This window comes from Williamsia sp. Leaf354, from assembly GCF_001424365.1.
Classification (GTDB): domain Bacteria; phylum Actinomycetota; class Actinomycetes; order Mycobacteriales; family Mycobacteriaceae; genus Williamsia_A.
Map to the genome: position 1 here is coordinate 721,552 of NZ_LMPL01000005.1, position 12,391 is coordinate 733,942.

General features: G+C 69.3%; 12 protein-coding genes. 6 read left to right on the forward strand and 6 right to left on the reverse strand.

The annotated features are described in order from the left end of the window. The first annotated feature begins 106 nt into the window (after positions 1 to 106). Positions 107 to 1,486, forward strand: a complete 1,380-nt coding sequence (locus tag ASG12_RS20000) for an FAD-dependent oxidoreductase (RefSeq protein ID WP_055793471.1) — start codon at positions 107 to 109, stop codon at positions 1,484 to 1,486. Between the two features lie 147 nt (positions 1,487 to 1,633). Then, positions 1,634 to 1,972 carry a hypothetical protein gene (locus tag ASG12_RS20005; RefSeq protein ID WP_055793473.1) on the forward strand — a complete coding sequence of 113 codons (339 nt, stop codon included), beginning with the start codon at positions 1,634 to 1,636 and terminating at the stop codon, positions 1,970 to 1,972. A 150-nt stretch (positions 1,973 to 2,122) separates the two neighbouring features. Here ASG12_RS20005 and ASG12_RS20010 read toward each other — a convergent pair whose 3' ends face one another. After that, positions 2,123 to 2,515, reverse strand: coding sequence for a hypothetical protein (locus ASG12_RS20010; RefSeq protein ID WP_156378201.1), 393 nt, complete (start codon positions 2,513 to 2,515; stop codon positions 2,123 to 2,125). 224 nt (positions 2,516 to 2,739) lie between these two features. Here ASG12_RS20010 and ASG12_RS20015 point away from each other — a divergent pair, with 224 nt between their 5' ends. From ASG12_RS20015 to ASG12_RS20025, 3 genes are read left to right on the forward strand one after another with little or no spacing between them, the layout of a single operon-like run. Further along, complete coding sequence (locus ASG12_RS20015) at positions 2,740 to 3,789, forward strand: FecCD family ABC transporter permease (protein WP_082502183.1); 1,050 nt, start codon at positions 2,740 to 2,742, stop codon at positions 3,787 to 3,789. Then, a complete protein-coding gene (locus ASG12_RS20020; protein WP_055793475.1) occupies positions 3,786 to 4,874 on the forward strand; it encodes a FecCD family ABC transporter permease in 1,089 nt (362 codons plus the stop codon). Before ASG12_RS20015 ends, ASG12_RS20020 begins: the two co-directional genes overlap by 4 nt. Continuing rightward, complete coding sequence (locus ASG12_RS20025) at positions 4,871 to 5,698, forward strand: ABC transporter ATP-binding protein (RefSeq protein ID WP_055793477.1); 828 nt, start codon at positions 4,871 to 4,873, stop codon at positions 5,696 to 5,698. The genes ASG12_RS20020 and ASG12_RS20025 overlap by 4 nt, the downstream gene beginning before the upstream one ends. 60 nt (positions 5,699 to 5,758) lie before the next feature. Here ASG12_RS20025 and ASG12_RS20030 read toward each other — a convergent pair whose 3' ends face one another. From ASG12_RS20030 to ASG12_RS20040, 3 genes are read right to left on the reverse strand one after another with little or no spacing between them, the layout of a single operon-like run. Continuing rightward, positions 5,759 to 6,238, reverse strand: coding sequence for a DUF456 domain-containing protein (locus tag ASG12_RS20030; RefSeq protein WP_055793479.1), 480 nt, complete (start codon positions 6,236 to 6,238; stop codon positions 5,759 to 5,761). Further along, positions 6,239 to 7,942: a formate-dependent phosphoribosylglycinamide formyltransferase gene (gene purT / locus ASG12_RS20035; protein WP_082502184.1), complete on the reverse strand. Its 1,704-nt coding sequence runs from the start codon at positions 7,940 to 7,942 to the stop codon at positions 6,239 to 6,241. A gap of 25 nt (positions 7,943 to 7,967) precedes the next feature. Further along, the gene (locus ASG12_RS20040; protein ID WP_045824529.1) at positions 7,968 to 8,291 is read right to left on the reverse strand and encodes a UBP-type zinc finger domain-containing protein; all 324 of its coding nucleotides are present in this window, start codon (positions 8,289 to 8,291) and stop codon (positions 7,968 to 7,970) included. A gap of 120 nt (positions 8,292 to 8,411) precedes the next feature. Here ASG12_RS20040 and ASG12_RS20045 point away from each other — a divergent pair, with 120 nt between their 5' ends. Then, on the forward strand, positions 8,412 to 10,016 hold the full coding sequence (locus ASG12_RS20045) for a Na+/H+ antiporter (RefSeq protein ID WP_055793481.1): 1,605 nt from the start codon (positions 8,412 to 8,414) through the stop codon (positions 10,014 to 10,016). 1 nt (position 10,017) lies between these two features. Here the strand turns inward: ASG12_RS20045 and ASG12_RS20050 are convergent, their stop codons facing one another. Both ASG12_RS20050 and ASG12_RS20055 read right to left on the reverse strand, forming a co-directional pair. Continuing rightward, entirely contained in the window at positions 10,018 to 10,725 is a 708-nt protein-coding gene (locus tag ASG12_RS20050; RefSeq protein WP_055793483.1) for a YoaK family protein, read from the reverse strand. A 59-nt stretch (positions 10,726 to 10,784) separates the two neighbouring features. Next, complete coding sequence (locus ASG12_RS20055) at positions 10,785 to 12,380, reverse strand: adenylate/guanylate cyclase domain-containing protein (protein ID WP_055793485.1); 1,596 nt, start codon at positions 12,378 to 12,380, stop codon at positions 10,785 to 10,787. Positions 12,381 to 12,391: the final 11 nt, after the last annotated feature.

Below are 12,391 nucleotides of genomic sequence, written 5' to 3' on the forward strand. Positions count from 1 at the left end.
CGCAGGTGATTGGCACCGCACGCCGCCCGACGCCTACCGTGGAGGGCGATTGTCGGCCCCGGAAGAATGCGGCCCCAGCAGAACGAACAGAAGGTAAGCCCGAATCATGAGCGCAGACACACGTCCGTTGCGAGTCGCCATCGTCGGCGCCGGACCCGCCGGGATCTACGCGGCCGATGCGTTGATGAAATCCGACACCGCTTCCGAGCGGGGTGTGTCGATCGATCTGTTCGAGCGGATGCCGGCGCCGTTCGGCCTGATCCGCTACGGGGTGGCTCCGGACCATCCGCGGATCAAGGGCATCATCACCGCCCTGCACAAGGTCCTCGACAAGCCGCAGGTCCGACTGCTCGGGAATGTCGACTACGGCACCGACATCACCCTCGACGACCTACGCAGCTTCTATGACGCGGTGATCTTCTCCACCGGCGCCACCGACGACCGCGGAATGCAGATCCCCGGTATCGACCTCGACGGCTCCTACGGTGCCGCGCAGTTCGTCGCCTGGTACGACGGGCACCCCGACTTCTCCCGCACCTGGCCCCTAAACGCGGAAAAGGTCGCCGTCATCGGCGTCGGCAACGTCGCACTCGACGTCGCACGAGTCCTCGCGAAAACCGGTGACGAGCTGCTGCCCACGGAGATCCCGCCGAACGTCTACGACGGACTTAAGGCCAACAAGGCCGTCGAGGTGCATGTGTTCGGGCGTCGCGGACCCGCCCAGGCCAAGTTCACCCCGCTCGAGCTCAAAGAACTCGACCATTCCCCCAACATCGAGGTCATCGTCGACCCCGAGGACATCGACTACGACGAGGGCTCCGCCGTCGCGCGGCGCGGGTCGAAGATCACCGACCAGGTCGCCACGATCATCGAGAACTACGCCATCCGTGAACCCGGTGACCGCCCCCACAAACTGTTCCTCCACTTCTTCGAGAGCCCCGTCGAGATCCTCGGTGAGGACGGCAAGGTCGTCGGGTTGCGCACCGAACGCACCCAGTTGGATGGCACCGGGAATGTGAAGCCGACCGGGCGCACCACCGACTGGGAGATCGGCGCGGTCTACCGCGCTGTCGGCTATCTGTCGGACAACCTGCCGGCGATCCCGTTCGATGACCAGGCCGGGGTCATCCCCAACGAGTCGGGCCGCATCTTCGACGAAGGCCGACATTTGACCGGGCTGTACACCACGGGGTGGGTCAAACGTGGACCCATCGGGTTGATCGGGCACACCAAGGGTGATGCGAACGAGACCGTCGAATGCATCCTCGACGACATGAAGGCCGGGGCGCTCAACACCCCGGCGAGCCCGTCCGAGGCGTCGGTGGTCGAGCTCCTCGAATCCCGCAACGTGCCGTTCACGACGTGGGACGGCTGGTACCGCCTCGATGAACACGAACGCAAACTCGGCGAAGCCGAAGGCCGCGAACGCATCAAAGTCGTCGAACGCGAAGACATGCTCGCCGCCGCCGAACCCGACAAGGTCTGACCCCGCCAGTTGGGCACGTAACGCCCGCAGTTGGGCACGTAACGACCGCGGTTGGGCACGTAACGACCGCAGTTGGGCATCGGCCGCCGAGTAGTCGGCCGAAAATCACTGTCGCCGGGCGACATCGAGCCGCTAGCGTCTCGCATCATGCGCTCCACACTTCGAGCTGACCTGCGTACCGCACTCGCGGCCGGTGATCGGACAGCCGTCGCCGCACTGCGATCGGCGATTGCCGCCATCGACAACGCGCAGGCCCCCTCTCTCGACGGGACGGCGTCGTCGGGTCCCGCCGGGCCAGGCGGTGTCGGTGTGGGTTCGACCGAGGTCGACCGCCTCGAGCTCGACGACGACGAGCTGCGATCGGTGCTGCGCGCGGAAAGGGACGAGAGCCTCTCGGCGGCGGCGCAGTTCGACGCCCTCGGCCGACCCGACGATGCCGCGGCGATGCGAGCGCGCGCCGACGTCGTCGGACGCTATCTCGCCTGAATCCTCACCGCGACTGCCCAACTGCGGGCGTTACCTGCCCAACTGCGGGCGTTACGTGCCCAACTGCGGTCTTTACGTGCCCACCTGGCGGACGAGAACGGCGGTGACCCCCAAGGGGATCACCGCCGTCACGTCGGTCGCGGTCGGGACTCAGTTCGTCCAGTAGCCGAAGTTGTCGAACACGTTCTCGCGGATGTCGGAGATCGTGTATCCGGCGATCGACGACGGGAAGCACCCGCGCTGCTTGGTGGTGATGTTCAGGGTCTCGCCGGGCTTGAGGGCCGGGGAGAAGCGACGCTGCCCGTTGATCTCCTGCAGCGTCGTGTTGCGCATGGTCACGCCACCGACGTTGCGGGCGGTCATCGAACGGACCAGTGTCGGGACGAACTCGGTGCGGTCGCAGTACACGGCACCGGTGATGCGCAGCTCCGGCGGCGCGACGGCGTTCGCGGGTCCGGCCGCGATCATGCCCGCGGTACCGATGGCGGCAGCCGCCAGAACCGTGGCCGCCGCGCGTTGTGTCGTCTTGCGTGCGTTCTTCATCGAATCCCACTCTCTCGGCCTGGCCCGCTCGTGGTCGAGAGCAGGCGATGTGGACGGCCGGCTCGTCTCCTCGACCGGTCGCTGCTGACAGTTCACTGCCAGGCTGCTGTGTTCATCGCCACATCGTCCGTTTCGGTTACCAAATGTTGCGCTTTGGTTATCGAACCCTCCTGGCGACCGCCGAGCGGAACGCCGAATCGACTTAGGCTATCCTTGCCATACTGATGATCGATGTGGTCGAGGAGGGTCCGGCGGCGGTGGTGTCCCCACGCGCGAGGCGCGGTCGTGACCTGACCGTGCTGCTGGCCTTCGTGGGACTGCTCGCGGTTCTGGCCGTCGCGTCGATCGCGATCGGCTCGCGGGCACTCTCCCCGGGCATGGTCGTCGACGCCCTGTTCTCCCCGTCGTCGGCCCCCGCCGACGTCGTGGGCATCGTGCGCGACCTCCGCATCCCGCGCACCGTCCTGGGCATCCTCGTGGGGCTGGCCATCGGGGCGGCCGGCGCGCTGGCCCAGGCCCACACGCGCAACCCCCTCGCCGACCCCGGTCTCCTCGGCGTCAACGCGGGTGCGGCCTGCGCCGTCGTCGCCGGCGTCTACCTGCTGGGGATCACCGCCCCCATCGAGTACATGGGCTTCGGACTGCTCGGGGCGATGATCGCCGCGGGTCTGGTGTTCGGGACCTCGGCACTCACCCGCGGCGCCTCTCCGCTGACCCTGGTGCTCGCGGGCACCGGACTGTCGGCGATGCTGCTGGCCATCACCTCGGCGATCGTCCTCACCGACACCGCCTCGCTCGACGCCTGGCGCTTCTGGAACGTCGGATCGGTGGTGGGGCGCGGCACCGACGTCATCTGGGCCGCGACACCGTTCATCGCCGCCGGCCTCCTGCTCGCGCTCGGCAGCGGATTCTTCCTCAACGTGCTGAGCCTCGGCGACGACATGTCGCGGTCGCTGGGGTCGCGGATCGTGACCGTGCGCATCGTCGGCATCGCGGCCATCACCCTGCTCGCCGGCGCAGCGACCGCCGCCTGCGGACCGATCGTCTTCCTCGGCCTCGTGGTGCCGCACCTCGCACGCGCCGTGGTGGGCCCCGACTACCGGTGGATCGTGCCGTATTCGGCTGTGCTGGGGGCGATCCTGCTCGTCGCCTCCGACGTGATCGGACGGGTCATCGCGCGACCGGCCGAGATCCAGGTGGGCATCGTCCTCGCCGTCGTCGGCGCACCGATGCTCATCAAGCTCGTCCGCTCACGACGTCTGGTGGCCGTATGACCGAGACCCTCAGACACCCCGTCACGACGACGGCGACCGTCCGTCGACGCGGTGTGGTGCGCCTCGGGTCGTTCTCGTTCCTGGTGGCGCCGCGGACGGTCTTCGTCGGTGTCGTGGTCACCGCGCTGGCGCTGGTGCTGTTCGCCGCGGGCATCGGTGTCGGCGACTACCCGCTCTCGGCCATCGACGTCGGCCGGATCCTGCTCGGCGGCGGCACCCGCGTCGAGAACGTCATCGTCTTCGACGTCGGTCTGCCGCGGGCGCTGGTGGCGTTGCTCGTCGGCGTCGGACTCGGGCTGTCGGGCGCGCTCACCCAGACCATCGCCCGCAACCCGCTGGCCACGCCCGACGTCCTGGGCATCACCGCCGGCGCCAGTGCCGCAGCGGTGTTCGGCATCGCGTTCGGATCGGGTTGGGGGTCGTGGTTCGCCGACGTCGGCACCCCGATATCCGCGCTCGTCGGTGCGGGCATCGGCGCGCTGCTCATGTACCTGCTCGCCTGGCGCGGCGGCATCGACGCGTTCCGGCTCGTCCTCGTCGGTGTCGCCCTCACGTGGGTGTTCCAGGCGCTCGTCGCCTTCGGGCTCACCCGCGCGCGCATCAACGATGTCGGTCGCGCCCAGCGGTGGCTCATCGGATCGGTCTCCGACGCCACGTGGGCCTCGGTCACCACGCTGAGCGTCACGCTCGTCGCCGCGGTGATCGCGGTGACGGCCGTCCGACGCGGCAGCGGGGTGCTCGGGCTCGGCGAGGATCTCGCCCGCGGCCTGGGGGTGCGCACCTCGGGTGTCACCGCCGTCGCGCTGATCGTGGCCGTCGTGGTCGCGGCCATCACCGTCTCCGCCGCCGGACCCATCGCCTTCGTCGCGCTCCTCGCACCGCAGATCGCGCTGCGACTCTGTGCCACGCCGGCACCGCCACCGATCATCTCCGGCATCGTCGGCGGTGTCCTTGTGGTCGGCTCGGACCTGCTGTGCCGCAGCCTGTTGCCGCCCGGCCTGTCGGTGGGTGTCGTGACCGCGGGCATCGGCGGCCCGTTCCTGATCTATCTGATGATCGCCGTCTCGCGAAAGGCGTCCGCATGACACCCGCTGCCACCACCGACGCGCGGCTCACCTCGCCACGCCTGTCCGCGACCGGCCTCACCGTCGGATACGACGCCGACCCCGTCATCTCCGGTCTCGACGTCGCCATCCCCGACGGGCAGGTCACCACCGTCGTCGGGCCGAACGGTTGCGGCAAATCGACCCTGCTGCGATCGCTCGCCCGATTGCTGCGTCCACGGTCGGGGACGGTGCTGCTCGACGGCACCGACATCGCCGGCCAGAAACCGCGCGACGTCGCCCGCACACTCGGTCTGCTCCCGCAGAACCCCATCGCGCCCGAGGGCCTGACGGTGGTCGATCTCGTTGCGCGCGGGCGTCATCCGCATCAGAGCTGGTATCGGCAGTGGTCGGCCGGCGACGAGGAGGCCGTCGCGACGGCGATGGCGATGACCGGCACCGACACCCTCGCCGACCGGCCGGTCTCGGCGCTGTCGGGTGGGCAGCGCCAGCGGGTGTGGATCGCGCTCACCCTCGCCCAGGAGACCGACCTCCTGCTGCTCGACGAACCGACGACGTTCCTCGATCTGGCACACGCCGTCGACGTGCTCGACCTCGTGCACACGCTGTGCGCCGAGCACGGCAAGACGATCGTGATGGTGCTGCACGATCTCAATCTCGCCGCCCGCTACAGCGACCGGTTGATCGTGATGCGCGACGGCAACGTCCTCACCGAGGGATCGCCCACCGACGTGGTGACCCCCGAGCTGCTCGAGGCCGCGTTCGGACTGCGGTCGATGGTGCTCACCGACCCGGTGTCGGGCGGTCCGCTCATCGTGCCCCTGGGTCGACCGCACGCCGCCTGACCCCGCAGTCGGGTCGTCATTCCTCGCCGTGGGAAACGAGGGCCCATCTGGCGGGTGGGATTACAGGGCGATGGCTCCGGTGAGCCAGGTGCCGGCCGCGAACAGCGATGCGGTGAGCTCGATCCCGATCGCGACGACGGCGGCACGGGCCGCGGCGATCGCACCACGACGTCCGGCGGTGACGCTGCGGGCCGGGGCCCACTCGGCGGCGAACGCGCCGGCGAGGAAGCCGATGGGCAGGCCGATCACCGGGATGACGAAGAACCCGACGATGCCGACGAGACCGCCGATCATGATGGTGCGGTTGGAGATCCCCGACTTCTTCATCGACGAGCCTGCGACGAGGTACTTGAGCACCGCGGCGGCCACGATCAGCACGACCGCGACACCGGCGACAGCCCAGGCCCATCCGCCGTCGAAGGCTGCCCACACCACGATCGCCAGTCCCACGAGCGAGGGCCCGGGCAGCATCGGGATCACCGTGCCCACGAGGCCGATGGCGATCACGAGCGCGACGATCAGTTCACCGGCGACCGGCATCTACTTCTCCGCCGGTGTGTTGCGGCCCGACGGTGCCGGTTCGCGCGCCTCGGCGGCGGTGTCGAACAGGGCGGTCGTCGGCGAGTCCGCGTCGGGGCGATCCTGCTGCCCGTCATCGGATCCCGTTGCCTGCGTGTCGTTCTCGTCGGCATCGGGCCGCGCGAGCGGGCTGCGCTCGGTGTCGACGCCCACCGACGACACACCTGGGACATCCGGCGCCGGAGTCGCCGGTATCCGATCGGTGGTCGGCCCGACGGGCGGACCGTCGAGGACGGACGGCGCGGGGGGCGGTGGGACCGAGACGAATGGGGTGGCCGCGGTGCTGACCGGACGCACCAGTGCCGCAGCGTCGTTGGCGCGGCGACGCGCGCCGGCGATGTCGTCGGCCGTGGCCACCACGACCCCCATCCGCCGGCGGGTGTAACTCTCGGGTTTGCCGAACAGGCGGATGTCGGTCTCGGGGATCGTCAGTGCCGCAGCGACGTTCTCGAATCCGATGGCCGCCTCGTCGCGTCCGCCGTAGATCACCGCCGACGCACCCGGGCTCGCGAGGGTGACGTCGACGGGCAGTCCGAGGATGGCGCGGGCGTGCATCTCGAACTCCGAGAGACGCTGGGTCGCCAAGGTGACCAGGCCGGTGTCGTGCGGGCGGGGGCTCACCTCGGAGAAGTAGACGTCATCGCCCTTGACGAACATCTCGACACCGAAGATGCCTCGGCCGCCGAGCTTTCCGTCGCCCAACGCGGTGACGATGCGCGCCGCGATCGACATCGCCGCGCCGTGCGCCACCGGGCTCATCGGCTGCGGCTGCCAGCTCTCGACGTAGTCGCCGCGTTCCTGGCGATGACCGATCGGCGCGCAGAAGTGGGTGGTGAGGGTGCCGGTCGCGGGGTCGACCGCGCGCACGGTGAGCAGCGTTATCTCGTAGTCGAAATCGACGAATCCCTCGACGATCACGCGGCCCCCGGCCACGCGCGCACCCGACGCCGCCGTCTCCCACGCCGCGGCCAGATCCTCGGGACCCCGCAGCATCGACTGGCCCTTGCCCGACGACGACATCGTCGGCTTCACCAGACACGGGTACCCGACGCGATCGGCGGCGACGGTCAGCTGCTCGAGCGAATCGGCGAAGGCGTACGCCGACGTCGGCAGGCCCAGCTCGGAGTCGGCGAGGCGACGGATGCCCTCGCGGTTCATGGTCAGTGAGGTGGCGCGGGCGGTCGGGATCACCTCGGTGATCCCGCGACGCTCGGCCTCCTCGAGTGCACTGGTCGCGATGGCCTCGATCTCGGGCACCACGTAGTCGGGGCGCTGGTCGATGATGAGCCCGAGCAGCGCGTCGTGGTCGGTCATGTCCATCACGAAGCCGTGGTGGGCGACCTGATGACCGGGCGCATTGTGATAGCGGTCGACGGCGATCACCTCGACGCCGAGGCGCTGGAACGCGATCACGACCTCTTTGCCGAGCTCGCCGGCACCGAGCAGCATCACCCGCGTCGCCGAGGGCGAGAGCGGCGTGCCGATCCGCGGCGAGCCGGCGGGCACGGGCCCGATCGCGGCAGGCGGGATCGGCGCGGGCGGGGTGCCGGGCCGCTGCGGAACCGGGCCACGGCCGGTGGGCGGACGCGACACCGGCGGACGAGGGGGCGCACCGGGGACGGGCGCGCCGGGGCGCGGGGTGGGTCGCGGGCCGGGGGAGGTCATGGGTTTCTCGTTTCTCGGGCCGGCTCTAGCCGAGCTCGGCGTGCACGTAGCACCAGCGCCAGGTCTCGCCCGGCTCGGCGGAGCGCATCACGGGATGCTGTGAGCTCGCGTGGTGGGCGGTCGCGTGCTTGCGGGGGCTCGAATCGCAGCACCCGATGTAGCCGCAGGTCAGGCAGCGACGCAGATGCGCCCAGTGCTCGACGCCCTCGGCCTCACAGCCCTCGCATTGATCGGGGCGGCCACGCACGGGGTCGCCGGTGGGATCGGCCGAGGTCGCGAGCAGGTCCGCGCACGCCTCGGGTTCGGGCGTGCCGGAGGCCACATCTGACGGGCCGATCAGTCGGTGCATCACCGATCGTCGTATAGATCGCACCTGCACAGTGTCCCGTATCCGAAGGGCATTCGGCCACCTGGTCACCGAACGAGGTCCGGGCGAGAAGATCTCGGCGAACGGATACTGTCAGCCCTCATGGACGCCTCGATCCTCGTGGTGGTCGTCGCCGCGCTGGCTGTCGCGGCACTGGCCCGCCGCTATCAGCTCGCCTCACCACTCATCCTGGTGCTCGTCGGCCTGGGCATCAGCTGGATCCCCGGGCTGCCGATCGTGGGCCTCGATCCCGACGTCGTGCTGTTCATCATCCTGCCGCCGCTGCTCTATTCGGCGGCCCAGGACAGCTCGTATGTGGCGTTGCGCCGCAACGTGCGTGCCATCGGCCTGCTGGCGGTGGCGCTGCCGCTCGTGACCACCGTAGTGGTCGGATTCGTCGCGTACTGGTCGCTGCCCCAGCTGCCGTTGGCCGCCGCGCTCGTCCTCGGTGCGGTCGTCGCGCCACCCGACGCCGTCTCGGCCACGGCGATCGGCCGTCGACTCGGGCTGCCCCGCAAGGTCACCACGTTGCTCGGCGGCGAGAGCCTGCTCAACGACGCGACCGCACTGACCGCGTACCGGCTCGCGCTCGGTGCGGCGGTCGGGGCCACGACGAGCGTGTGGGGCGGCATCGCCCTGTTCGCCGAGGCCGCCATCGGCGGTGTCGTGGTGGGCCTCGTCCTCGGCGTGGTGGTGTCGAAGATCCGTCAGTGGCTCACCGACCCGCCGATGGAGACCGCGCTCGGCATCGTCATCCCGTTCGCCACCTACTTCGTGGCCGAGGAGGTGCACGCCTCGGGGGTGATCGCGGTCGTGGTCGTCGGGCTGTACCTCGGCCAGCGCTCGGCCCGCGAGGGGTACGCCACCCGCCTGCAGGACAGCGCGGTGTGGCGGTCGATCGACGTGATGCTCGAGTCGTTCGTGTTCCTGCTCATCGGGCTGCAGCTCCCCGAGGTCATCCGCGGTCTGCGCGGGCACTCCGTCGGCGCCATCATCTGGGCGGCCGTCGCCGTTCTGGCCACGGTGATCGTGGTCCGCATGATCTGGATGTTCCCGGCCACCTACCTGCCGCGGATGTTCTCCGCGACACTGCGCGAACGGGAGAGTGCCCCGCCGCCGGGCGCGGTGTTCGTCGTCGCGTGGTCGGGGATGCGTGGGGTGGTGAGTCTGGCCGCGGCGTTCGCGATCCCGCTGACCACCGACGACGGCTCGGCGTTCCCCGCACGCGACGAGATCATCTTCCTCACCTTCGTGGTGACGGTCGGCACGCTGCTGCTCCAGGGCACCACCCTGCCCTGGCTGATCCGACGGCTGGGTGTGCAGGGCAACGAGCGACGGTCGGACCTCCTCGCGCTGGCCGCCGCCCAGGATCGCGCCGGCCGTGCCGCCGGGGCCCGGTTGAACGAGTTGGCCGAGGAGATCCCCGAGAACGACGCGATGCACGAGCAGGTCGAGATCCTGCGCCGCTGGTTGCGGTCACGCAAGAACCTGGCCTGGGAGGAACTCGGCCGCGGCGAGGACGAGTTGGGCGAGAGTCCGACGGTCGCGGTGAACCGCATCCGCACCGAACTGCTGCAGATCCAGCGCGAGGTGTTCATCGCCGAACGCGACGCCGGACGCATCGACGACGAGGTGATGCGCCGCGTGCTCAGTCAGCTCGACCTGGCCGAGGGGCTCTCCGACCGCCGGTCGCGATCAGGCGAGTGACTCAGCCGAGCAGCGTCTTGCGGTCGGTGTGGAAGAACGTCACGAGCGTCGCCGCTCCACACAGCGCGGCCGCCCCGAAGAGCAGGTAGCCGCTGTCGATGATGGTCCCGACGATGCCGCCGAACACCGCGCCCGCGATGAACCCGGCGTAGAGCAGCGCGTAGCCCAGCCAGTCGTAGACGGTGCCGCCGCCGCGGAAGTGCCGTTCCATCCCCTGGCCGAGCTTCACCAGTGTCCCGGTGACATAGCTCAGCGGTATCGACACCTCGCCGTTCTTCACGAACGCCGCGTTGAGTGCGCCGACGGAGAACGCGACGATGATGATCGGCCAGTAGGTGACGTTGTTCTCCTTGAACCCGCTGAGCACCAGATCGGCCATCCCCGCGACGAACAGACCGATGGTGGTGAGCACCGTGGTGCCGTGCGGGTGGTTGGTCCAGAAGCGGCGGCGGCAGTACATCGCGACGAACACCCCGGCCACGAAGGCGACGATGATGAAGCCCGCGTTCAGGGCAGTGGGGCCGATCACACCGCGCGCGCGGGTCGTCTCGAACCCCTGGAGCGCCATGCGCTCGGTGTTGCCGGTCATGAACGTGACGAAATATCCGTCGGAGTCGAGAAACGCTGCCGCCCCGATCATCCCGGCCACGGCGGCGAGGACCCACGACAGCCGGGCGTCGGCGCCGACTGCATCTTCTTTGCTGATCATCAACCCGAATCTAGGACACTTCACGCGCTCCGGCACCACGGCCGGACAGCATCACAAAGTCAGACCGATGCGGCTGTGGAGGAGTCGATGTCCCCGTCGTCCGTCGCTGCGGCAGGGGGTGTCGCGGCGAAGACGATCGTCTCCGCGGTACGGCCCCGCAGGCTCACCGATTCCTGTTCCTCCCAGTGCCCCGACTCCGCGTCGGCGGCGCGCACCGCGCGTTCGGACGCGAGCGGTCGGGTCGGGTCGCGCTTGGCGAGTTCGCTCAGGCGGGCCGACTCGTTCACGGCGTCGCCGATGACGGTGTACTCGAATCGCTGGATGGCACCGACGTTCCCGGCGACCACCGGGCCGTAGCTGACCCCGATACCCGCACTCAGCTCGGGGACCTCCTGCGCCAGGCGCTGCGAGATCGCGCGGCTCGCCGCGAGCGCCGCGCCCGCGCAGTCGTCGAGGTCGATGGGCGCTCCGAAGACCGCGAGGACGGCGTCGCCCTCGAACTTGTTGACCAGGCCGCTGCGCTCCTCGACCTCCTGCACGATCACCGCGAAGAAGCGGTTGAGAATCGAGACGACCTCCGACGGTGAGCGTTCCGAGGCCAGCGTGGTGGAGCCGATGACGTCGACGAAGACCACGGCGACGGTGCGTTCGGTACCGCCGAGTTCGGGGTCGCTGGTGAGTGCCGCCTCGGCGACGTCGCGTCCGACGTGACGGCCGAACAGGTCCTGCAGACGCTCCCGTTCCCGCAGTCCGGTGACCATCGAGTTGAACCCGGCCTGCAGCTCACCGAGCTCGGTGCCGTCGAAGATGACGACCTCGACGTCGGTCTTGCCGTCGCTGACCTTCTTCATGCCCGCGCGCACACTGCGGATCGGGGCGACCACGTGCGTGGTGTTGAGGATGGTGAGCAGCAGCCCGGTGAACAGGGCCGTCGCCACCAGCACGGTGACGCCGGTGAAGATGTCGACCTTGTCGGTCTCGGAGCGGAACAACGAGAACCCGGTGACGAGGAAGATGCCGACGATGGGGATGCCCGACCCGACCGACCACGAGATCAGCGCGCGGGTACGCAGCGCGCTGCGCTTGCGACGCAGCTTCACGTCGGCGTTGATGACCTGCGCGGCGATGGGCCGCAGCGAGAACTCGCTGAGCAGATACGAGATCGCGCACACCACCGTGCCGGACAGACCCACGACGAAGAAGATCTTCGGGATCAGCGCGGGGTCGAGAACCCCGTAACAGATGGTGAACATGATCAGCGCGCCGATCCAGAACGACGCCTGCAGAGCGGTCAGCTTCCACGGGGTGCGGCGCGCGCGGCGGGCCTCCTTGCGGGTGGGCTCGCGGTCTTTGATCGCCCAGCGCAACTGCCGCACGATCGCGGTGGTGCCGATGATGACGCCGAAGACCAACGCGGCGAGAACGTAGATCGGCAGCGCGATGAAGTTGACCCACCAGAACTTCGACTCGAACACCGACGGTTCGGGGATGCCGACGCTCGCCAGCACCACGGCCATGATCGCGCCGATCGTGTTGGAGATGACGATCGACCCGGTCAGCAGGATCTGGATGCGGATGCGCTGTTTGCGCGGGCTGTCGTCGACCGAGCCCAGGATGACCGACCCGAAATCGGCGTTCCGGCGGTTGCGTCCCATGGCTCCCTGTT